We start from the raw sequence: 22,149 nt of genomic DNA, 5'->3' as shown, positions 1-22,149 counted from the left end.
CGGGGCGGGGGTTGCGGAAAGCAGCGCATGGATGCGCTGCGGCGGCGAGTCAGCCATGGATGGCTGACCGAGCCGAGGAGCAACCCCCGGCTCGCAATGACCGCCACCACAGGCACGAATCCAACCCGCTTCTTCGATGGCCGGAGCCCGGATCGCCCAGCCCGTCTACTTCTGGTCCGCCTCGCCCACTGCCGCCTCCAGCGGCACGCCGTTGGCCTTCAGCCACTCGACCACGGCCTTGCGCTCGGCCAGGGCGCGATCATTGAGGATGGCGCGGTTGTAGCCGAAGTAGTACGGCTGGAACGTGGTGCCGCCCGAGTTCGCGGCAAGCGGGGAGGCGCCCTTGGCGAGCAGCGCCAGGATCGCGCCGCCGTTGTTGGTGCGCGCGGCCACGTGCAGCGGCGTGTCGCCGTTGCGGTCGGCGATGTCGGGATCGGCGCCCGCTTCAAGCAGGACACGATACTGACCGGCATCGGGGGACAGCAGCGCCTGCACCAGCGGTGTGGCGCCGGTGTTTGGATTGCGCGCGTTGGCGTCGCCGCCGTGATCGAGCACCAGCTGCAGCAGTTCGGCTTTGCCCGAGAACGCCGCCGCGTGAACGGGCGTCTCGCCGCGCGGATCGACGCGATTGGGGTCCGCGCCGCCCGCAAGCAGCGCTTCCACGCTGGCTGTGCGGCCCTGCCGGATTGCCGACATCAGCAGGGTGCTGCCGTCGCTGCCCGGCGCGTCGGCGTCGATGCGTTCGAGCTGGCGGCGGATCTCGGCGGCGTCACCGCGGTCGACGGCATCGGCCAGCGGGCTCAGTTCGGAACTGGAGAAGGCATCGTTGCTCATGGACGGCCGGGCGCACCCTGCGGCAAGGCATAGGAAGAGCGCGGACGCGATCGCGGAAGAGCGGCGCATGCGCGGCATTGGAAACGCGATCATAGCGCCGCGCAAGCGGCCGACCGGTGCATGTGGCTATCGGCCAAACAGCCCGCCGACGAAACCGGCGAAGTCCCTGCCGGCATCGGCTGCGCCCTGCGCGACCCAGCCTGCGCCATCGGCGAGGGATTCGACTGCCTGTCCGCCGGCGTCGGCCACGAACTCGACCGCGTCGCCGCCGCCATCGACCGCGCCCGACAGCAGATTGCCGGCCCAGCCATCGACGCGCGCGTCGATCTCCGCCGCCAGCGTGTCGGCATAGCCGTCCACGGTGTCGCCGGCCGAATTCCAGGCCCCTTCGGCGAAGTCGCCGACCAGGCTCGCTCCGCCCTGCACGTAACGGCCGTTGGCGAACTCGTTGCCCACCACCGCCTCGATGTCGCTGGCGAAGTCATGCACGTTGCGCGCGTAGTCGTCCTTGGCTGCGTCCGGCAGCAGGTTCTGCAGGTCGCGGCCGAGGTTGGACGGGTTCTCGTACCCCGCCTGCCAGGGCTGGTGTTCGACCATGCCCGCGGTCAGCGCGTTGGGGCTGTGGCTGATCGCGCTGTAGGCGAGATTGCCCGCCAGGTTCGTGCTGCCGGTGATGACGCCGGTGACCGGATTGAGCGCCACGAATGGCGTGTGTCGTGCGGTCTCGACGCCGGCATTGAGCAGGGCCAACTGCTCGGGGGTCATCCCCTCGAGCTCCATCGGCCCGTACTGGTTGAACATGTCGTGCGCGTCCGCAGCGGCCGGCTTCACCACGATCTGCGTGCCCAGCGCGTCCGGTGCGAGCACACCGGTGATCCAGCTGTCCTGCAGGTTGGTCAATGCATCGGCTTCCAGGGAATAGGCGCGGATCTGCCCGCCCCCGGCGAGATCGCGCGCGCGCTGTGGATCGATTCCGATCCGGTCGAGGGTATTGGGATGGATGCCCGAGGCATCGAAGGTCACCGCCGGCACGCCGCTGGCGAGCGCGCCAACCGAAGCCAGTCCACCGCCCTGGGAATGGCCGGTGATGGCGAGGTTGGTCGACACGCCGCCCGGGTTGTCGCCGAACACGCGCGCGAACTCGACCGCGGTGTTGACCGCGGTGACGCTGAACTTGTCGCCGTCGGGTGTCTCGAAGCCGGCGCCCTGGTGGAAATTGTTGTCCCAGTCCGCGCCACCTTCGGCCGTGCCGCGGTAGGACAGCACGTAGTTGCCGCTGCCGTCGCTGTAGATCTCGGCGCGAAACTCCTGCGCATTGCTGCCCACCGCGTCGTTGGCGCCAAGGAACTGCAGGCGCCACGCCTGCGGATCCTGCACGCCCAGATCGCGCAGCTGCTGGTCGGTCACCGCGCTCCAGCCTTCCGGCGGCGCGCCCCGCGTGCCGTACACCGCGGTGGCCAGCTGCGACAGGGTCACGTCGAACGGCTGCGCCTGCGTGCCGCTGGCCACGTCGGCGAGGGTCTGGCCCGGCGGGATTCCGTGCGGGCCGCCTGCCTGTGAAGGCTGCACGCCGCCGGCGGGGGAGGTGACCGGCGGCTGCAGCTGGGGGTGGTAGCTGGCTTCCGGGCGATAGCCACCGGCGAAGGCGGCCGGCAGCGCCGCGCGATCGGCGGTCGACTGCGCCGCAGGCGGCAGCTGCGTGCGCGTGCCTGAATCGATGACCGGTGAAATCCCGCTGACCATGACGGTCTCCGTACCAGCTGGTACGGCCACGCTAGCGCGGCGGCACGCCGTTGACAGCTAGGGCGTCTACCAGGGCACGTGTTGATCGGACAACACAGGTAGAAACCTGCCGACCCGGTCGCGCTTCCGGGCCTGCCTGCTGCGGCGCAACATGCGTCGGGTTAGAATCGAGCGCAGCAATCGCTGCAGTTCTACAGGGGGACTTCGCAATGGAATCGATGCCACGCGTGTGGTCGCACGCTCGCCGGCTGTATCTCTTCGTCCTGCTCGCGGGGCTGTGCGCGGGCGCCGGCGCACAGTCGCTGCCGCGGCCTGCCGAGTTCTATTTCGACGAGGACAGCAGCGCGCGTCCGATCGTCGCCATCGAAGGAAACGACGAGGCCACCGTGGCGCAGCTGGTGCGCATGATGGAGCGCGGCGGCCGCAATGCCGAGCAGGCCGTCCCGCAGCTTGCGCACCTGTCGATGGCGGCGGGCCGCACCGAGACCGGCATGGCGCTGTATGCGCAGGGGCTGGCCTCGAGTTCGGAAGGCAGCCAGCGCCACCGCTCGCTGCAGTGGAACCAGGCCTGGGACCTGTACCGCGCCGGCGATGTCGAGGCCGCGCTGCCGCTGTGGCTGCAGGCGTCCAGTAACCGCGTGGTGAAGCCGTCCTGGGTGCCGCCGACGTTGGCGCTGGCCTTGTGGAAGCTGGGTCGGCGCGAAGAAGCCGTGGCCTGGTATGCCGCAGCTGTCCGCACCTACCCCGATCGCTGGACCAACGCCGGCGCGCTGCCCGGCCTGCTGCCCGACTGGAGCGACGACGACCGCGCCACCCTGGTCGAAGTGCTCGCGGCCTGGAGCCAGAATCCGCCGGCCTGGCCGTGAGCGCCCGCCTGCACGCGCCGCGGCTTCCGCGCTAAGGTGCCGCGCATCGACTCCCACCCAAACGGTGAACCGGTGCGCCAAACCGTCCTGATCATTGCGCTCGCCGCCGCCGCGGCGCTGGCGCCGCCGGCATCTGCCGCCGACCGCATCACCGGCAAGCCCTTCGCCACCCGCAGCGAAGTACATGCGCCGCAGGCGATGGCGGCCACGTCCCACCCGCTGGCCACCCAGATCGCGCTGGACGTGATGAAGGGCGGCGGCAGCGCGGTCGATGCCGCCATCGCCGCCAACGCCGCGCTCGGGCTGATGGAGCCGACCGGCAACGGCATCGGCGGCGACCTGTTCGCGATCGTGTGGGATCCGGCCACGCGCAGGCTGCACGGCTACAGCGGTTCGGGCCGCTCGCCGAAATCGCTGACCCTGGCCGAATTCGAGCGCCGCGGGCTGACCGAGATCCCCTCGCACGGGCCGCTGCCGGTCACGGTGCCGGGCGCGGTCGACGGCTGGTTCGCACTGCACGAGCGCTTCGGCAAGCGCACGATGGCGCAGAACCTGGCGCCGGCGATCAGCTACGCGCGCGACGGACATCCGGTGCACGAGGTCATTGCCTACTACTGGGATCGATCGGTGCCGCGGCTGTCGAAGTGGCCGGGCTTTGTCGAGCAGTTCACCATCGACGGCCGCGCGCCGCGCAACGGCGAGACCTGGAAGAACCCGCATCTGGCCAACACGCTGCAGCAGATCGCCGACGGCGGCCGCGACGCGTTCTACAAGGGTGCGATCGCGCGCACCATCGACGCCTACTTCAAGGCCAACGACGGCTTCCTGTCCTTTGATGACCTGGCCGCGCATCGCGGCGAATGGATCGAACCGGTCTCCACCAGCTACCGCGGCTTCGACCTCTGGGAGCTGCCGCCCAGCGGCCAGGGCATCGCTGCGCTGCAGATCCTCAACCTGCTCGAGCCCTACGACCTGAAGTCCTACGGATTCGGCAGCCCCGAGCACGTGCACCTGTTCGTCGAAGCCAAGAAGCTGGCCTTCGCCGACCGCGCCGCCTCCTATGCCGATCCGGACTTCTACGCGACCCCGGTCGAGCGGCTGATCTCGAAGGACTACGCGCGCGAACGCGACGGGCTGATTTCCATGGACCGTGCGATGCAGGCCGCCGAACCGGGCGTGATCCCGCAGCTCAACGAAGGCGACACCATCTACCTCACTACCGCCGATGCCAGCGGCATGATGGTCTCGCTGATCCAGTCCAACTACCGCGGCATGGGCAGCGGCATGGCGCCGCCGGGGCTGGGCTTCATCCTGCAGGACCGCGGCGAGCAGTTCGTACTCAAGGCCGGGCACCCGAACTCGTTCGCGCCGGGCAAGCGGCCGTTCCACACCATCATTCCCGCCTTCGTGACCAAGGACGGCAAGCCCTGGCTGAGCTTCGGCCTGATGGGTGGGGCGATGCAGCCGCAGGGCCACGTGCAGATCCTGCTCAACATGATCGACTTCGGCATGAACCTGCAGGAGGCCGGTGATGCGCCGCGCATCCAGCACGATGGTTCCACCGAGCCGGCGGGCCAGGCCGTGGCGATGGCCGATGGCGGCCGCGTCGAGCTGGAAACCGGCTTCCCCTACGAGACCGTGCGCGCGCTGATGCGCAAGGGCCACAGCGTGCGCTTCGCCGACGGCCCGTTCGGCGGCTACCAGGCGATCATGGCCAATCCGCACGGCGGCTGGACCGGCGCCAGCGAATCGCGGAAGGACGGGCAGGCGGCCGGCTACTGATCCGGCCGCGACGGGCCGCCGGTATCCTGTGGCGAACCTCCACGGATTCCGCACCATGAGCCCACGCCTGCTGCTGGTCGCCGCGCTGCTGCTCCTGCCCGTCGCCCAGGCGCAGGTCCCCCGTGACGCCGATACGGCGCAGATGGCCCAAGCCGATGCGCACCAGGCCTACATGCAGCGCCTGGTCACCGCGCTCGCCCGCGACGGTGGCGCCCGCGATCTGGCGCTGGCAGCGCTGCTGCGCCACGCCAGCGCTCCGCAGGCGCAGGCGCCCGACGACCCTACGGCGCCCCCGCCGCCGCCGCCGCGCGATGCCCAGGCCGAGGCCTGGCTGCGTGCGGCTGCCGCCAAGGCGGGCGACGACCTCGTCGCCAACCGCCTGCTCGTGCTGGCGGCGGGTGCCGATGATGGCGCGGTGCGCCTGGAAGCCGCCCGCCGCTGGCAGGCGGCCGAGCCGGACAACCTGATGCCGCTGCTGCATGCGGGCCTCACCGTCGATGCGCTGCTGGCGCAGGCGCGCAATGCTTCGCGTGCCGATGCGGGCATGTACCCAAGCGTGCGCTGGATTGCCTCGGCCTGGCAGCGGCATCCGCCGAACGCCGCCGAGCAGGCGGCGATGAGCCGCGGCCAGCCCTTCCACGGCGACGAGGCCGCGGCGGTCTCGGCCATGGCGCTGTGGGCTGCGAGCGCCGACCCCGGTTACGACGCCCTGGTCGAGGGCTGCAGCCAGCAGATGCTGCGGGCGATGCCGGCGCGGCGCGGCGACTGCGCGCACGTGGCGAGCCTGCTGGCCGACCGTTCCACCAACATTGCCGACGAACACGCCGGCCTTGCGATGCTGGGCGCGCTGGCATCGACCCCGGCCGAGCGCAGCGAACTGCAGGCGCGCCTGCGGCGCATGGACTGGCGCATGCTGGAGTGGGGTCGACTGGGACAACAGCAGCCGCGCTACGGCGCGGAACAGTTCGCGCGCCTGCTGGCCGATTCGACGATCACGACCGAGCAGCAGCTGGTGGAGCGCGTGCTGGCCGAAGGCGGCGTGTCAGCCGACCCGCCGCCCGGCTGGGCGCCGCCGCGACGGTGATGCACGCCGCCGCGAATGGCGAACGCGGCGAGCCTCAGTCCGCGGGCACCGTCCGGCTGCCGGCCCAGGCGCGCAGCGCGTCGACCTGTTCGCGCATCACCACCGACAGTGGCCGCGTGGCGCGCAGCTCCTCCTGCAGCAGCGCGTTGTCGACGCCGCGGCCGTCGGCGTGGGCCGAGTACAGCGCGGCGACGATGGCCTGCTCGATCTCCGCGCCGGAGAACCCTTCGGCCACCTGCGCCAGCGCAGGCAGGTCGAAGCGCTCGGGGCCCAGCTGGCGCCGCCGCAGGTGCAGTTCGAACACGTGCGCGCGGGTGTCGGCGTCGGGCAGGTCGACGAAGAAGATCTCGTCGAAGCGGCCCTTGCGCAGCAGTTCGGCCGGCAGCTCCTGCACCTGGTTGGCGGTGGCGACCAGGAACACGTTTGACTTGCGCTCGGCCATCCAGGTCAACAGGTAGCCCAGCACGCGCCGTGAGACGCCGCCGTCGCCGTCGGCGCTGCCGGCAGCCAGGCCCTTCTCGATCTCGTCGATCCACAGCACGCAGGGCGCGAGCTGTTCGGCCTGCGCCAGCGCCGCGCGCAGGTTGGACTCGGTTTCGCCGTGGTACTTGGCGTAGAGCGTGCCGAAATCCAGCCGCACCAGCGGCACGCCGAAGCCACCGGCCACCGCCTTGGCTAACAGCGACTTGCCGCAGCCCTGCACGCCCAGCAGCAGCATGCCCTTGGGCGGATCCAGGCCCGGTGGCGCGTCGCCGCCGGTGAACACGTGCCGGCGCTGCTCGACCCAGCGCTTGAGGCGACGGGCGCCGGCCACGTCGGCAAAGCGGGCGGTGTCGTATTCGTAGTGCAGGTGGCCGCTCTTGTTGAGCAGCTCGAACTTCAGCCGCATCAGCTCGGGCAGGTCGCCCGGGCCCAGCGCGCCGTCGTCGTGGATCAGGTGGCGCGCGATACGGCGCGCGTGCATCACGTCCAGGCCCTGCAGGTTGCGCACGATCCTGCGCACCACCGCTTCGTCGGCCTCGACCCGGCGGCCTTCGTGCTCGCGCTGCCAGGCGGCGATCTCCTCGCGGACCAGCTTGAGCAGGGCATTGCCGTCGGGCAGACGCAGGCGCAGGCGCGCGGCCCTGGCATCGAGCTCGCTTGGCAGCTCGATCCTGTGCCCGACCAGGACCACGGTATGCGCCAGGCAGTCGCGCCGCTGCAGGATGTCGCGCAGCTGCCGCTGGGTGCCGGCATAGCCCAGGTAGGGGTGGAAATCGAGCAACACGTAGACGCCACGTTGGTCCGCGTTGCGGATCGCGCCCAGGGTGGTGCCGGCGTCGGCGGGCAGCTGGGCCGGATCCTCGCCGTCCAGGTCCATGCGGCGCAGGCCCTCGGTGATCGACCAGCGGTACAGCGAGCGCCAGACGTGGGTCAATGACTGCCGGAACAGTTCCACCACCCGCATCTCGTCGGGTGTCTCGATCACGATCAGCGGCGTGTCGGCGCGAATCAGCGCCACGAGGTCCTGCAGGTCGCTCATGTACACGGGGTGGTTGCGGGGCCGGGCGACGATAGCAGACGCGACGGGCTGTCCGCCGGTCAGTCGCGTGGCAGGGCGGAAGCGCGCGGCCGGCCATTGAACAGCCAGCGCATCGTCGGGTGTGGGCGCACCAGCCAGTGGTGCATCGCCAAGGGCACCAGCGCGGCCACGGCCAGCACCACGCCGAACTTGGCCGGTGCCGCCCAGGGCATCGACAGCAGCACGCTGGCGGTGGCCACCACGCACAGGTGGTGGAACAGGTAGATCGAGTAGCTGGCGTCGGACAGGTAGCGGAACACGGGGCTGGGCGCGCCGGCCCAGCGCGAGAACCCCGCGAACAGCATCCGCACCAGGCACCAGGCCAGCCCGGTGCGCGCCAGGATCGTCACCGCCGCCGCAGCAGGCCCGCCCCCTTCGGGCAGGTGCCGCAGGGCGGCCCAGGTAATGCCGGCGCCGATCCACACACCCGCGCCGGCGCATGAGAACCGCCGCAGGAGTGCGGGCTGCACCTGCAGCAGGCAGCCGATCGCGAAGAACGGGGCGTGGTCCAGCAGTTCCTGGGGATTGACCAGGCCGGCCAGCTGCCGGGCCAGCATCGGCGCCAGGTGCGCCGCCATCGCGCTGGCCAGCGGCACCAGGGCGGCCGCCGCCAGCAGCACGGGCAGTGCATGCGGTTGCGCCAGCAGCGTGCGCCCCTGCCCGCCGGCACGGGCATCCAGCCAGGGTCGCAGCGCGGCCAGGGCGATGCAGTACAGCGCCAGGTCGACCAGGAACCAAAGGTGCCCGAGCCAGTCCCCGCGCAACAGGGCGGGCAGCAGCGCGCCGCGCCAGAACCCGTCCGCGGGCGCTGCGGGCGCCAGGAACCAGACCTGCACCAGGTTGAAGGTCAGCAGCACTGCCAGCGCCGGCAGCAGCGTGCGGCGCAGGCGCTCGCGCAGGAACACCGGCGGCGCCTGCCGCCCCAGCAGCAGCATCGAGAAGTAGCCCGCGACCACGAAGAACGCCGGCATCCGGAACGCGTGGATCGCGACCGCGAGCGCTTCGAGCAGCGGGCTGCGGCTGGCGTCGGCGACCAGCCAGTCGCCGTCCAGGCCGTAGGGATTGATCGCGTGCAGCACCACGCCCAGCAGCATCAGCACGCTGCGCATCGCGTCCAGCTCGTGCAGGCGGACGCCGTGCGTTGCGGTCGCCGCGACGGCGAGCCTTGCGTCCACCACGCCGGCCGTGGCCGCGCCGCAGTCAGGCAACGTGGCCAGGGGGGAGGGACGCTCGCTCATCATGTAAAGGTTGCGTCAAGAGCGTGGAGGGGTCGCCCAAGTAACGTGGTCCGGTGGTCGCTACGGCCACGCCGCCGGTGTACGCTCGCGGCACGTTCCCAGGCGGAGGCGATGCATGAAGACAGTGCTGGTGGCCAGTTCCAAGGGCGGTGTCGGCAAGACCACGATCGCGACCCATCTGGCGGCGGAGTCGGCCGTGGCGGGGCGCAGCACGGTCATCATCGATGCCGATCCGCAGGGCTCTTCCACGCGCTGGGCCGAACGCCGTGCCGTGCTGGAAAGCGCGGTCCTGCCGATCAACGGCAGCAGCCGCCACAAGACCGCATGGAAGTCGATCCCCGAAGGCACCGAGCGGGTGGTGGTCGATGCCCCGGCCGGGGCCCACGCCGATGCGCTGGAGGTCTACCTCGAGCACGCCGACGCGCTGGTGGTGCCGGTGCTGCCCTCGGCGCTCGACATCGACGCCACCGTGCCCTTCCTCAACGCCCTGGCCAAACACCCGCGGGTGCGCAGCGGCGCGCTGCCGGTGGGCCTGGTCGGCAACCGCCTGCGGCCCTGGACCAATGCCTCGCAGCAGGCGATGGAGCTGCTCGGCCAGTGGCCATACCCGCTGGTGGCACAGCTGCGTGACAGCCAGGCCTACGTGATGCTGGTCGGCTTCGGCAAGAGCCTGTTCGACTACAACTCGGCCCAGGTACGCGACCACCAGGCCGACTGGCAGCCGCTGCTCAAATGGCTCAGGCGCGCCTGAGCGAGACCTTCGGAGTACGACCGCCATGCGTGAATTGATCCTGTTGCGGCATGCCCATGCCGAGCTGCCGCGCACCGGCCAGGCGGACTTCGACCGCCCGCTCTCGGACGAGGGCCTGGCCGAGGCCGATGCGGTAGCCGCCTGGCTGCGCGAGAAGTCGCTGCTGCCCGACCTGGTGCTGTGCTCGCCCGCGCGGCGCGCCCGCGAGACCCTCGACGCGGTGACCCAGGTGGTCGGCGAACTGGACAAGCGCCTGGAGCCGTCGATCTACGAAGCCACGGCCGGCACCCTCGCCGGCCTGGTCGACAGCCATCGCCACGCCGACCGCCTGCTGGTGGTCGGCCACAACCCCGGGCTGGAGCGGCTGCTGGCGCTGCTGCACAGCGGCCAGTCCGGCGACTACCGTGGCATGCCACCCGCGGCGGTGGCCGTGCTGCACCTGCCTGAAGACGCACAGATCGAACCGGGAATCGCCTCCGTCTCCGCCTTCTGGTGGCCCTGAGGGCGGATGGGATGCGCAATGTCTGTCGACGGCTGCGGTGGCTGGTGCTACTGGCGGCCGGGATCGCCCTGTCCGCGCCCGCGGTGGAAATCGACACGGCACTGTCCCGCATCGGTTTCACCCTGAAGACGCGCTGGGGACAGACGCTGGACGGCACGTTCCCGGACTGGCACGGCGAGATCGTGGCGGTGTCCGATGCGCGCAGGCAGGTGCGCCTGCGCCTGCCCACGGGCGATGTGGAGATCCTCGATCATCCGCAATATTCCCGGGTCACCCGCGGGCGCGGTTTCTTCGACGCGGACCGGCACCCGTGGGTGGAGTTCGTGTCCGACCCGTACACGGACGAACTGCTGCGCGAGGGCGGGCTGCTGGGCGGCGCGCTGACCATCCGCGGCGTGCGCCGGCGCGAGGTGTTCACGCTCGAGCCCGCGACCTGCGCTCGCCCCACCATCGACTGCGCCGTGGTCGCCAGCGGCGTGGTCTACCGCAGCGACTACGCGATGGACCGCTGGGGCCTCGCCCTGTCCGACCGGGTGGTGTTCAACCTGCACATCCGCACGCGGCCCGCCGCGACGCCATGAGAGCGATGCGGGCGTTGTTCGCGCTGCTGGTCCTGGTCGGCAGCGGCTGCGGCAGCCTGTCCGCGCTGCAGCGCGACCAGGCTGCGGCGATCGCCGCGCAGGCCCGCTCGACCCTGGTCAGCTGCGATGCGGCCGACGCCTGCGCCCGGCCCTCGCCGCTGCGCGAGCTGGGCGAGCGCGCGATGGCCGACAGCACGCCGCAGCAGCCGCGCCACTACGCGCTGCTGCTCGATTACGGCCAGGACGCGCTGGTGTCGCGCCTGGACCTGATCCGCGGCGCGCAGCGCAGCATCGACCTGCAGACCTACATCTTCGACGAGGACGATGCCGGGCATCTGGTGCTCGACGAGCTGATGGCGGCGGTGCAGCGCGGCGTGCGCGTGCGCATGCTGGTCGACCAGCTGTCCGCGCTCAGGCAGGTCGATACGCTCGCCGCGCTGGCCTCGGCCCACGTCAACTTCGAGATCCGCATCTACAACCCGGTGCTCGACCGCGCCCGTATCACCTATCCCCTCTACGCCTGGGCGGCCGCCTGCTGCTGGCGCCGGCTCAACCAGCGCATGCACAGCAAGCTGCTGCTGGTCGACGGCCTGGTCGGCATCACCGGCGGGCGCAACTACCAGAACGACTATTACGACTGGAGCGCCGAGTACAACTTCCGCGACCGCGACGTGCTGGTCAGCGGGCCGGTCACGGCCGACATGGCGGAGAATTTCGAGGCGTTCTGGAACGCGCGCCTGAGCGTGCCGGTGGCGCGGCTCGACGACGTCGGCCGACACCTGCTGCGCAAGGGCGCGCCGCCGCTGCCAGACTGGCCCTACCAGCGTCCGGCGCGGGTGGAGGCGGTCTTGCGCGCGGCCGACGACCCGGCGCTGGTGCGCGAGCGCCTGGCCGATGCCGCGATCCCGGTGGGCGACGTGGTGTTCATCGCCGACCTGCCGCAAAAGCACCGGCGCGACCGCGAACTGGCGGCCAGCGCGGTCCACGCGTCGCCACTGCTCAACGAGCTGATTGAATCGGCGCGCACCGAAGTGCTGCTGCAGACGCCGTACCTGGTGCTCTCGCCGTATGCGCAGGACATGTTCCGGCGCATGCGCGCGCGGCCCTCGCCGCCGCGCGTGATCGTCTCGACCAACAGCCTGGCCGCGACCGACTCGTTCATCACCTACGCGCTGTCGTACAAGTACAAGCGCCGCCACCTGCGCGACTTCGGCTTCGAGATCCACGAGTTCAAGCCGTTCCCCGAGGATGCGCCGATCGATCTGGATGCGACCGGCGCGGTCGATATTTCCTGGAATGCCGACGGCAGCGCCAACGTCGGCGACGCCGCGCCGGCCGACACGGACGATGCCGACGACGATGACGACGATGACGACGAGCGCCGCACGCCACCGCTGGCGCGCGAGTACGCCGCGCTGCGCTACGCCGGCATCGGCGTGCACCAGCGCGTGCCGCTCAAGCGCGCCGGCGTGCGCTTCGGGCTGCACGCGAAATCACTGGTGATCGACGAGCGCATCGGCGTGGTCGGTACCCACAACTTCGATCCGCGCGGCGACGACTACAACACCGAGAGCGCGGTGATCATCGACGACCCGGCGTTTGCACGCGCGCTGGGCGACAGCATCCGCCGCGACATGGCGCCGGAGAACTCCTGGGCCATCGCGCGCCGCGACCGCCCGCCGGTGTTGTCCGGCCTCGAGTACTCGCTGAGCAAGGTGTCCGAACACCTGCCGGTGTTCGACCTGTGGCCGGTGCGCTACGCGACCAGCTACGAATTCCAGCCCGGTCCCGACTGCCCCGAGCCGCTGCCGGCCTTCGACGCCGGCTTTCGCGCCTGCTACGAGCCGGTCGGCGACTTCCCCGAGGTCAACCTCGGTTTCCGGTCGCTGCTGACGCGCATCTTCACCGCCTTCGGCGCAGGGCTGGCACCCATCCTCTGACCGGCCTCCGCGGCCGCACACCGGCTACGGCCGGGCCGCGAGCGGGCGGGGTGTCGTCAGTCATGCCTGCGCGGCTGCAACCCGTCGCCGCCTGACTCCATCAAATCAACAGGTTCCGGCCGATTCGCGGGCATTCGCGAGGACCGTGACTTCCGGCCCATGTCAGCGCTTGGCTGGTGTACTACTCTACCAACACACCGAAACACACTTCCCCCGAGGACGCCATGAACCAGCTCACCACCACCTCCGTCACCAGCCGCAATGTGAAGGTCGCCCAGATCGTCCAGCGCCCACTTCCGGCGTTCGAGCGCCGCGAGCGCGACTTCGGCATCGGCTACGGCAACAGCAGCGGCTACGCCAGCGGCAAGCGCTATACCCCGGCGACCGCCACCGCACGCTTCCGCTTCGCCTGATCCTGCCGCTGTGCGCGCGCACCTGCGCGCCTGGCGTGGACGATTGACGCACGCGCGCCGCCGGCCCTAGGCTGCGCATCTTTACGCCCCCCGGGACCCGTCATGTCGCTTTCGTTGACCATCGATCTCAATGACCAGGACCTGGAGCACTTCGCCAGTGCGCTCAAGGCCGCGCGCAAGGCCGCGGCCGACAAGAGTCCCGAAGACATCGTGCAGGCCGCGGCGGCGCTGCTGGAAGGCGCGCAGCAGGTCAAGATGCCCGACTTCATCCGCGAGCGGCTGGAGCGGCTGGACGACATGATCGCGATGGCCCGCGACGCGGGCTGGCACCTCGACGAGGGCGACCTCCAGCACGTGCTGTCGGCGCTGGTGTACTTCGCCGACCCCAAGGACGTGATCCCCGACCACGTGCAGGTGCTGGGCTACCTCGACGACGCAATCATGATCGAGCTGTGCGTGCGCGAGCTCAGGCATGAGCTGGACGCGTACGACGACTTCTGCGAATACCGCGAGCGCGAGGCCAGCAGGCGCGGCATCGAACCGTCCGCGGTCGGCCGCACCGACTGGCTCGACAGCCGCCGCGACGAGCTGGTCGAACGCATGCACGCGCGCCGCGAGCGCAGCGGCGACAGCGAATTCGGCATGGGCTACGGCGGCAGCAGCGGCTATGGCCGCCCGGCGTACTCGCGCGCCTGGCGTCCGAGCCTGTTCCGCTTCAAGTGAGCACGGCGCGGATGTTCCGCACCGACACCGGACTGGACGAACTCAACGCCATGTCGCGGGACACCGCGATCCAGGCGCTGGGCATCGTGTTCACCGGCATCGGCCCGGACTGGCTGTGCGCCACGATGCCGGTCGACGCGCGCACCCACCAGCCCCATGGCCTGCTGCATGGCGGCGCCTCGGTGCTGCTGGCCGAGACCCTGGGCAGCAGCGCCGGCGGGCTGTGCGCGCCGGAGGGCTGCGGCGTGGTCGGCATCGAGATCAACGCCAACCACCTGCGCGGCGTGCGCAGCGGCATCGTGACCGGCACCGCGCGCCCGCTGCACGTGGGACGCAGCACCCAGGTCTGGGAGATCCGCATCGAGGACGAGGCCGGGCGTCCGGTCTGTGTCTCCCGGCTGACGCTCGCGGTCGTCTCGCGCGCCTGACATCGCGCTACCGCATCGAAACCTTGGCACCGCGCCGTCTTCGTTCGCGGCTGAAGCCGCTCCTACACGCGGTGGTGTCGGGCGGCCGGGCAGCGCCGCACTGCTTCCACTGCGCCTCCCTTCTTCTGCAGGAGCGGCTTCAGCCGCGATCGTGGTCTTCGGCCTCCGCGCAAGCTGCCATGCCCGGGGCGTCCATCGCGGCTGAAGTCGCTCCTGCAGATGGGACGGAGGCGAGTCCGACGACGACTGCCCGGTGACGGCATCGCGGCGAAGGCAGTCCGCGACGGCTGCCCTCCGGGAACCGGCCCTGCACGCCCGTCTGCCCTCGCTGGCCCGCCATGGCACGCATTCGGTATCGTGGGCGGCTTCGGACTCCCCCGGTCCTGCTGGCTGCCCTCCTTCGTGCGCGTCCTTCGTTACACCTTTCGCATCCCCTTCCTGCTGTGGCACGTGCTGGTACACCTGCCGTTGACGCTGCTGTTGATGACGCCGCCGCTCGGCCGGCTGCGGGTGGCGGGTGACTGGCTCGACCACCGCGTGCTGCGCTGGTGGTCGGGTGGGCTGATGCGCGTGTTCGGCATGCGCGTGCGCCGCGTCGGCGAGCCGATGCCGGGCGCAGTGATGTTCGTGGCCAACCACGTCAGCTGGATCGACATCGTCGCCCTGCACAGCCAGCGGATGATGGGCTTCGTGGCCAAGCGCGAGATCGCCGGCTGGCCGGTGGTGGGCTGGGTGGCCTCGCGCGGCGAGACGATCTTCCACCAGCGCGGCAGCCAGGAATCGCTGGGCGGCGTGCTGCACGAGATGCTGGCGCGGCTGCGCGACGGGCGCGCGGTGGGCGTGTTCCCGGAAGGGCGTACCCGCGACGGGCGCTCGGTCGGGCCGTTCCATGCGCGTATCTTCCTGGCCGCGGTCGAGGCCGGCGCGCCGGTGCAGCCGGTGGCACTGCGCTATGGCGAACGTGCCAGTGCGCAGCCGGTGGTGGCGTTCGCGCCCGGCGAGAGCTTCTTCGGCAACTTCATGCGCCTGCTCGGCGAGCCGGTGCGCCCGGTCGAAGTGGTGTTCCTCGAACCGGTGGCGCCAGGTGATGCCGAAGGCCGCCGCCGCATCGCCGACACCGCGCGCGAGCGGATCATCGCGGCCATGCGCACATGAACCCGGCCGCTGGCGACGGTGGCGACGGCATGGCGGCCTTCGCGCCGCCGCGCTGGCTGCGCAGCCCGCACCTGCAGACCATCCTCGCCACCAGCGCCTGGCGTCGCAATCGCGGCGCGCAGGCACTGGGCGCGACCGGCGCGGTGACGCGGCCGCATGTCGTCGACGGCGGCGAAGGCGTGCGCCTGCTCGGCCTGCACAGCGCCGTGCCCGGCGTGCAGTCGCGCGGCCTGGCCCTGCTGCTGCACGGCTGGGAGGGCAGCGCCGAATCGAGCTACATGCGCCTGACCGCGGCGCAGCTGCTGACGCGCGGCTTCGAGGTGTTCCGCCTCAACTTCCGCGACCACGGCGACACCCACCACCTCAATCCCGACATCTTCCACTCCTGCCGGATTGAGGAAGTGGTGCATGCGGCCTGCGACGTCGCGCGCCTGTTCCCGGCGCGGCCGATGGTCGCCGCCGGCTACTCGCTCGGCGGCAATTTCGCCCTGCGCCTGGCGCTGCGCGCACCGGCTGCCGGCCTGCCGCTGGCGGGCGTGGCCGCGGTGTGCCCGGTGATCGACCCGGCCCGCACCATGCTGCAGATGGAAAACGGGCTGTGGCTGTACATGCGCTACTTCGAGCGCAAGTGGCGCGGCTCCCTGCTGCGCAAGCGCGCGCTGTTCCCCGAGCGGGTCGACGTCGACGACGCCACCCTGCGCCTGGGCATGCGCGAGCTCACCGACTGGCTGGTGCGGCGGCATACCTCGCTGGGATCGATCGAAGCCTACTTCGACGGCTACTCGATCGCAGGTGATCGCCTGCGCGGCCTGCAGGTGCCGGCCCACGTGCTGATGGCGGCCGACGACCCGGTGGTCCCGATCGACGAGTTCCATGCGCTGTCGCTGCCCGAGGCCGCGCGCGTGGAGATCCAGCCCTGGGGCGGCCACTGCGGCTTCCTCGAGGACCTGCGCTGCAGCGGCTACGCCGAGCGCTGGACGGCCGCGCGGCTGGCGGGCGCGACCCGTTGTTGACCGGCGCTGCTCAGGTCAGCTTGACGCAGACGACCTAGAATTGGCGGATCGAGCCCACCGGCTCAACCCTGACGGACATGGCGACATGCTTGATGACGTAATCGCAGCCCTGCGCAACGGGCGTGTGGCCGAGGCTCTGGCACTGGCGGACAGCCACGCGACGGCTGCGCCTGACGATCCGGAGGCCCACCGGCTGCTGGCCGCCGCGCAGGCCGCCAGCGGCGACCTCGCCGCGGCGCACGCCAGTCTCGACCGCGCCTTCGCGCTGGCGCCCGACGACGCAGGTCTGCACTATCAGCGGGCGACCCTGCTGGTGGGGGAACGTCGGGCGGACGATGCACGCTCCGAGCTCGCGCAGAGCGTTGCACTCGATTCCAACGAACTGCGCGCGTACCTGCTGCAGGCACAGCTGGCGCTGTGGGATCGCGATGTCGCGCGGGCCGAGCAGCAGTTGCGACTCGCCGCGAAGGTCCAGCCCGATCATCCAGGCGTATTGACACTGCGTGGGCTGGTATTGCTCGAGCAGGGGCGTCCAAAGGAGGCCTCAGCGCTGCTGGTCCAGGCCGTGAGCCAGGCGCCGGAGAATCCGCAGACGCGATACACCCTTGGCTTGGCCTTCCTCGCGGAAGGACACGCCGCGTTCGCCGAACAGGCGTTTGCCCGTGTGCTGGAACGGATTCCCGGCATGCACGCGGTACGCCTCCTGCTTGCCGAGGCCATCCGACAGCAGGATCGGCCCGCCGATGCTGCCGACGTCGTCGAGGCGGGGTTCGCCTCCGGACATGCTCCGCCCGCGGACATGCTTCGCCTTGCCGGTGAACTCCGCCTTGCAGCCGGCCAGGACGCGCGTGCGCTGGCCTTGCTCAAGCGCGGTGCCGCGGCCGCGCCGGAGGACCGCCGGCTGCTCGATGCGCTGATCGAGGCCCTCCGCCGCCAGGGCGACGCGGCGGATGCCCGGCAGACGCTGGAAACTGCCCTGGCTTCCGCTCCGGATATCGATGGACTCTGGTCTGCCCGGCTCTCGTTCGAACCCGGCGACGGAGACCTGGCCGGAATCGCCGAGCGCTGGGAGCTGGCAATACCTGGCTCGCTGCCTGCCATGCAGCTGCAGATGTGGCTGGCCGACCGCGCTGGCGACCGCCAAGTGGCCAAGGGTTACGCGGACCGCATCGTGGCCCTGGACCCCGGCCATTTTGAAGCGCACGTCCAGATCATCCACTCCCTGTTCCTCGATGATCCGCCTGCCGCGGTGGCGCACATCGAAACGCTGCTGCCGCAGGTCAGCGACGAGCGCACCTTGCGGATGATGCTCGGCTGGCTCGGACGCGCGCAGGACCGGGCAGGGTGGCCTGCCGATGCGGTGGGGACGTGGGCGCGGATCACCGCCATCGCCGATCCGCTGGCGATCGATCTTCCTGTCGGCAGCGGTGCAGAGAGCATGTCGGCGACGATGGCGGAGCGGTCTTCGGACCAGGGCCCGGTTTTCCTATACGGCCCGCCCGGATCCGGCGTCGAGCGCGTGGTCGGCACGCTGTACCAGGCGCTGCCGCAACGGACGCGAATGGATCGGATGGACGCGACGCCGCCCGACGATCTGCTGCAGGCGCAGGACACCGCGCGGCGCATCGCCGCCGGCGAGCTCAGCGCCCAGGCCGTGGCGGCCACATGGCGGGTAGCGCTGCCCGCACGCAAGGCTGCGGCCGCGACGGTCATCGACTGGCTGCCCTGGTGGGACCAGGCACTGTTGCCGGTCCTGGGTGACGCCATTGCGGATGCGTCCTTGTGGCTGGTACTGGCCGACCCGCGCGACATGCTGCTGGACTGGCTGCAGAGAGGCGGCACTTACCGACGCTACAAGGTGCAATCGCACTTGGCGATGGCGGACTGGCTGGCCGGCGTACTCCGGCAAATGGCGGCCGTCATCGCGGACAATCCAGTCTCTGTCCGGGTACTGCGCGTCGATGAGACTGCCGACAACGCCGTAGCGCTGGCGACCCAGGCAGGCGCGCTTGTTGGCACGACCCTGGTCCCGTTGCAGGCGTTGGGGCCCACCCGCTTTCCGTCCGGCCATTGGCGCCGCTATGCCGACGTCCTGGCCGAACCGTTCGCGCTGCTGACGCCGGTCGCCAAGGCGCTGGGCTATCCTGAAAACTGATCCCTCCCGGAGGTCCGTGATGCAGATCCGCAGCGACAGCTTCGAACACCGCGGCGTGATTCCCGCGGAATTCGCGATGGGCGCGGCCGACGGCTTCGGCGGCAACCGCAATCCGCACCTCGCCTGGGACGATGCGCCGGACGGCACGCGTTCGTTCGCGCTGCTGTGCATCGATACCGACGCGCCGACCGATCCGACGCTGGCCGGCAAGGAGGGCGTGGAGATCCCGGTGGACCATCTGCGCGGCGACTTCGTGCACTGGGTGATGGTCGACATCCCCGCCGACGTGCGCCAGATCGCCGCGGGCAGCTGCAGCGACGGCATCGACAAGCGCGGCAAGGTCGATCCAGCGGGGCCGGCCGGTGCGCGCCAGGGCCTGAACGACTACACCGGCTGGTTTGCCGGCGATGCCGACATGGGCGGCGACTACCTGGGTTACGACGGCCCCTACCCGCCGGCCAACGACCTGCGCGTGCACCGCTACTTCTTCCGCCTGTTCGCGCTCGACGTGCCACGGCTCGAGGTGCCGGTGAAGTTCGCCGCCGCCGACGTGCTGCGCGCGATGCAGGGACACGTGCTCGCCGAGGCGGCGATCCACGGGACCTACTCGCTCAACGTGCGGGCCGGGGCCTGACCCCGGACGATCCCCGCCGTAGGCCTGTGGCCGCCGGCGACACGGTTCAGGGCGCCACCGCCTCCGATTCCACCACCATGTCGAGCACGTAGGCGGTCGACGAACCGTCGGCCGGCGGGTTGGCGAGGTTGAAGCGGTCGAGCCGCAGCACGTTGCGGATGCCCGGCTCGTGGGTGTAGCCCTCGATCTCCTGGTAGAAGAACTCCCACTCGCCAGCTTCCTGGCGCAGGCCGTTGGCGTCGAACGTGACCTCGCGCACATGCAGGCAGCGATGGTCGGGCATCAGCGGGTGGTGGCAGGCCACGCGCTGCGGCGCGACCTCCAGGAACACGCGTTCGCCTTCGCCGCCGTGCCGCGAGGCCGCCGTCGGCTCGCCGGTGAACACCAGCCGGTCGCCGCCGGCGGTGGTCAGCACCAGCGTGTCGTTTTCGCCGGCCACCAGCGTGCCGGCGCCGGCCAGGCGTGCGCCGATCGCCTCGTCGGTGGCCATCAGCGCGCCACCGCCGCAGAACATTTTGGTCTGCGCCAGCGCACCGACCTCGAACCGGTCGCCCGATAGCGTGTAGCCCCCGTTCATCTGGTTGCAGCCGCCGCTGATCGAGACCCGGCCATCGGCGAAATCGAGCTGCAGGGGCTTGGCCGGATCCGGGAGCAGCGCGTCGATGCGCTGGCCCGCGGCATCCGCCGCATCGGTCAGGCGCCAGTGCGAGGCGGCCAGGGCCGCGGCGTCCAGCGCCGGGGCGGGGGCGGTGGCGGCCGCGGGTGGCGGGGGCGTGTCCGCCGGCGGCTTGGACGGGGCGCAGGCCGCCAGGGCGACGGTCAGCAGCAGCGGCAGGACAGGACGCATCGCAGTCTCCTTCGGGCGGGACGGCCCCAGCCTACGCGCCTGCCGCCCGGAGGCAAAGTCCCGGGATGTCGATCCGCGCGACGGGCGTTCGTCGTCGATGCAAGACGCGGTCGCTGCGGCGGCGCGATCGGAAACGTCGCACGCACAAGGAGATCCCATGTCCCGCCGGGGCTTCGTCAATTTCCCGGTCAGGGACCTCGATGTTCCGGTGCGGTTCTTCACCGCGCTCGGCTTCGACTTCAACCCGGAGTTCACCGACGCGAACGCGACCTGCATGGTCGTGTCCGACGACATCTTCGTGATGCTGCCGCTCGCGGCGTCGCTGCCGCACGCGCGCGACTCGCGCCCCGGACCAGCGGCCGGCGATGCGCCATGCAACGATCCGCCGCCGCGCATCGAGCCGGCGCCGGCGACATGACTTCCGCGGCTTGCATGCCGGTCGCGTGCGATGTTCTGATCCGGGTCGATGGTCGTCCCGGACCCACGCCGCAGCATCGACGCCGTCTGGCGCGCCGAATCACCGAAGGTGATCGGGGCGCTGATGCGCATGGTCCGCGACATCGACCTGGCCGAGGAACTGGCGCAGGACGCGCTGGTCGCCGCGCTGGAGCGCTGGCCCGGCGGTGGCGTGCCTGACAACCCGGGCGCATGGCTCATGGCCGCCGCCAAGAACCGCGCGCTGGACCATCTGCGCCGCGACCGCATGCTCACGCGCAAGCACGCGCAGATCGCGCACGAGCTCGACGGCCTGCACGACGAGCTGCATGCCGCGCGCGAGGCCGCGCTCGACGACGACATCGGCGACGACCTGCTGCGCCTGATCTTCGTCGCCTGCCATCCCATGCTGTCGATCGAAGCGCGGGTGGCGCTGACCCTGCGGCTGCTGTGCGGGCTGACCACCGACGAGATCGCGCGCGCGTTCCTGGTGCCCGAGGCGACGGTCGCGCAGCGCATCGTGCGCGCCAAGCGCACGCTCGGCGAGGCCGACGTGCCGTTCGAGGTGCCGCGCCGCGACGAACTGCCGGAGCGGATGTCGGCGGTGCTGGGCGTGGTCTACCTGGTGTTCAACGAAGGCTACGCCGCGACCACAGGCGACGACCTGATGCGGCCGGCGTTGTGCGCAGAGGCGCTGCGGCTGGGGCGCCTGCTGGCCGGGCTCGCGCCCGGCGAGGCGGAAGCCTGCGGCCTGCTTGCGCTGATGGAACTGCAGTCCTCGCGCGCGGCCGCACGGGTCGGGCCGTCGGGAGAGCCGATCCTGCTGCAGGACCAGGACCGCGCCCACTGGGACCGCGCCGCGATCGAACGCGGCCTGGCAGCGCTGGCACAGGCGGAACGTCTGTCCAGGGCGCACGGGGCCTACACGCTGCAGGCCGCGATCGCCGCCTGCCATGCCCATGCCGCGCGCATCGATGACACCGACTGGACGCGCATCGTCGCGCTGTACGACGCGCTGGTGGCGCTGGCGCCGTCACCGGTGGTGAAGCTCAACCGTGCAATGGCCGTGTCGATGCGTTCCGGGCCCGCGCAGGCGCTGCCGCTGGTCGATGCACTGATGGCCGAACCCGCGTTGCGCGACTACCACCTGCTGCCGGCGGTGCGCGGCGACCTGCTGCACAGGCTTGGCCGTGCCGGCGAAGCGCGCGCGGAGTTCGAGCGCGCCGCCGCCCTGACCCGCAACGCACGCGAGCGCGCGCTGCTGCTGGCGCGCGCCGACGCCGCGGCCCGAGGCTGAGCACGCCGGCGGCATCAAGGGATGACGGCCACCGCCTCCGCCTGGATGCGCAGCGACACGGTCATGTCGAAACCGTAGTCCTTGCCTGCGTCCATGCCGAAGTCGTCGCGGCGGAACGTGGCCACGGCATCGGCGCCGCACAGCTCGCGCCGGTGCAGCGGATGCGC

General features: G+C 71.0%; 21 protein-coding genes. 16 read left to right on the top strand and 5 right to left on the bottom strand.

Annotated features, from left to right (window positions below; translation table 11 throughout):
* Window positions 1–165 precede the first annotated feature (165 nt).
* Both ACW5EG_RS16525 and ACW5EG_RS16520 read right to left on the bottom strand, forming a co-directional pair.
* Window positions 166–834 (bottom strand): ankyrin repeat domain-containing protein, encoded by a 669-nt coding sequence (locus ACW5EG_RS16525; RefSeq protein ID WP_457020406.1) that lies wholly within the window; start codon window positions 832–834, stop codon window positions 166–168.
* Window positions 835–960: 126 nt separating this feature from the next.
* Complete coding sequence (locus ACW5EG_RS16520; RefSeq protein WP_457022387.1) at window positions 961–2,577, bottom strand: hypothetical protein; 1,617 nt, start codon at window positions 2,575–2,577, stop codon at window positions 961–963.
* A 209-nt stretch (window positions 2,578–2,786) separates the two neighbouring features.
* Here ACW5EG_RS16520 and ACW5EG_RS16515 point away from each other — a divergent pair, with 209 nt between their 5' ends.
* The 3 genes from ACW5EG_RS16515 (at window position 2,787) to ACW5EG_RS16505 (ending at window position 6,309) form a co-directional block, all read left to right on the top strand.
* Window positions 2,787–3,443 carry a tetratricopeptide repeat protein gene (locus tag ACW5EG_RS16515; protein ID WP_457022385.1) on the top strand — a complete coding sequence of 219 codons (657 nt, stop codon included), beginning with the start codon at window positions 2,787–2,789 and terminating at the stop codon, window positions 3,441–3,443.
* 87 nt (window positions 3,444–3,530) lie between these two features.
* Entirely contained in the window at window positions 3,531–5,225 is a 1,695-nt protein-coding gene (gene ggt / locus ACW5EG_RS16510; protein ID WP_457022389.1) for a gamma-glutamyltransferase, read from the top strand.
* A gap of 55 nt (window positions 5,226–5,280) precedes the next feature.
* Window positions 5,281–6,309 (top strand): hypothetical protein, encoded by a 1,029-nt coding sequence (locus ACW5EG_RS16505; protein ID WP_457022383.1) that lies wholly within the window; start codon window positions 5,281–5,283, stop codon window positions 6,307–6,309.
* Window positions 6,310–6,343: 34 nt separating this feature from the next.
* Here the strand turns inward: ACW5EG_RS16505 and ACW5EG_RS16500 are convergent, their stop codons facing one another.
* On the bottom strand, window positions 6,344–7,831 hold the full coding sequence (locus tag ACW5EG_RS16500) for an AAA family ATPase (RefSeq protein ID WP_457022382.1): 1,488 nt from the start codon (window positions 7,829–7,831) through the stop codon (window positions 6,344–6,346).
* A gap of 59 nt (window positions 7,832–7,890) precedes the next feature.
* Entirely contained in the window at window positions 7,891–9,108 is a 1,218-nt protein-coding gene (locus ACW5EG_RS16495; protein ID WP_457022380.1) for an acyltransferase family protein, read from the bottom strand.
* A 115-nt stretch (window positions 9,109–9,223) separates the two neighbouring features.
* Here ACW5EG_RS16495 and ACW5EG_RS16490 point away from each other — a divergent pair, with 115 nt between their 5' ends.
* The 11 genes from ACW5EG_RS16490 (at window position 9,224) to ACW5EG_RS16440 (ending at window position 19,403) form a co-directional block, all read left to right on the top strand.
* Window positions 9,224–9,859: a nucleotide-binding protein gene (locus tag ACW5EG_RS16490; protein ID WP_457020412.1), complete on the top strand. Its 636-nt coding sequence runs from the start codon at window positions 9,224–9,226 to the stop codon at window positions 9,857–9,859.
* 25 nt (window positions 9,860–9,884) lie between these two features.
* Window positions 9,885–10,361: a SixA phosphatase family protein gene (locus ACW5EG_RS16485; protein WP_457020413.1), complete on the top strand. Its 477-nt coding sequence runs from the start codon at window positions 9,885–9,887 to the stop codon at window positions 10,359–10,361.
* 11 nt (window positions 10,362–10,372) lie between these two features.
* A complete protein-coding gene (locus ACW5EG_RS16480; RefSeq protein WP_457020414.1) occupies window positions 10,373–10,942 on the top strand; it encodes a YceI family protein in 570 nt (189 codons plus the stop codon).
* Complete coding sequence (locus tag ACW5EG_RS16475; protein WP_457020415.1) at window positions 10,939–12,882, top strand: phospholipase D family protein; 1,944 nt, start codon at window positions 10,939–10,941, stop codon at window positions 12,880–12,882. Before ACW5EG_RS16480 ends, ACW5EG_RS16475 begins: the two co-directional genes overlap by 4 nt.
* A 224-nt stretch (window positions 12,883–13,106) precedes the next feature.
* Entirely contained in the window at window positions 13,107–13,295 is a 189-nt protein-coding gene (locus ACW5EG_RS16470; protein ID WP_457020416.1) for a hypothetical protein, read from the top strand.
* 102 nt (window positions 13,296–13,397) lie between these two features.
* Window positions 13,398–14,018 carry a YkvA family protein gene (locus tag ACW5EG_RS16465; RefSeq protein WP_457022378.1) on the top strand — a complete coding sequence of 207 codons (621 nt, stop codon included), beginning with the start codon at window positions 13,398–13,400 and terminating at the stop codon, window positions 14,016–14,018.
* Between the two features lie 11 nt (window positions 14,019–14,029).
* Window positions 14,030–14,446: a hotdog fold thioesterase gene (locus ACW5EG_RS16460; RefSeq protein WP_457020418.1), complete on the top strand. Its 417-nt coding sequence runs from the start codon at window positions 14,030–14,032 to the stop codon at window positions 14,444–14,446.
* Window positions 14,447–14,848: 402 nt separating this feature from the next.
* Window positions 14,849–15,601, top strand: coding sequence for a lysophospholipid acyltransferase family protein (locus tag ACW5EG_RS16455; protein ID WP_457022376.1), 753 nt, complete (start codon window positions 14,849–14,851; stop codon window positions 15,599–15,601).
* Entirely contained in the window at window positions 15,598–16,614 is a 1,017-nt protein-coding gene (locus ACW5EG_RS16450) for a YheT family hydrolase (RefSeq protein ID WP_457020420.1), read from the top strand. The genes ACW5EG_RS16455 and ACW5EG_RS16450 overlap by 4 nt, the downstream gene beginning before the upstream one ends.
* 85 nt (window positions 16,615–16,699) lie before the next feature.
* Entirely contained in the window at window positions 16,700–18,769 is a 2,070-nt protein-coding gene (locus tag ACW5EG_RS16445; RefSeq protein ID WP_457022374.1) for a tetratricopeptide repeat protein, read from the top strand.
* 19 nt (window positions 18,770–18,788) lie between these two features.
* Window positions 18,789–19,403, top strand: a complete 615-nt coding sequence (locus tag ACW5EG_RS16440; RefSeq protein WP_457022372.1) for a YbhB/YbcL family Raf kinase inhibitor-like protein — start codon at window positions 18,789–18,791, stop codon at window positions 19,401–19,403.
* 46 nt (window positions 19,404–19,449) lie between these two features.
* Here the strand turns inward: ACW5EG_RS16440 and ACW5EG_RS16435 are convergent, their stop codons facing one another.
* Window positions 19,450–20,250 (bottom strand): DUF4377 domain-containing protein, encoded by an 801-nt coding sequence (locus ACW5EG_RS16435; RefSeq protein WP_457022370.1) that lies wholly within the window; start codon window positions 20,248–20,250, stop codon window positions 19,450–19,452.
* A 157-nt stretch (window positions 20,251–20,407) separates the two neighbouring features.
* On the opposite strand from ACW5EG_RS16435, the gene ACW5EG_RS16430 reads away from it, so the two are divergent.
* Both ACW5EG_RS16430 and ACW5EG_RS16425 read left to right on the top strand, forming a co-directional pair.
* Window positions 20,408–20,668: a VOC family protein gene (locus ACW5EG_RS16430; protein ID WP_457022368.1), complete on the top strand. Its 261-nt coding sequence runs from the start codon at window positions 20,408–20,410 to the stop codon at window positions 20,666–20,668.
* 48 nt (window positions 20,669–20,716) lie between these two features.
* Window positions 20,717–21,982, top strand: coding sequence for an RNA polymerase sigma factor (locus ACW5EG_RS16425; protein WP_457020424.1), 1,266 nt, complete (start codon window positions 20,717–20,719; stop codon window positions 21,980–21,982).
* The last annotated feature ends 167 nt before the right edge of the window (window positions 21,983–22,149 follow it).

The organism is Luteimonas sp. A611, from assembly GCF_054072715.1.
Note: the sequence above shows the minus strand (reverse complement) of the source record. Positions and strands in the feature narration are given on the sequence as shown.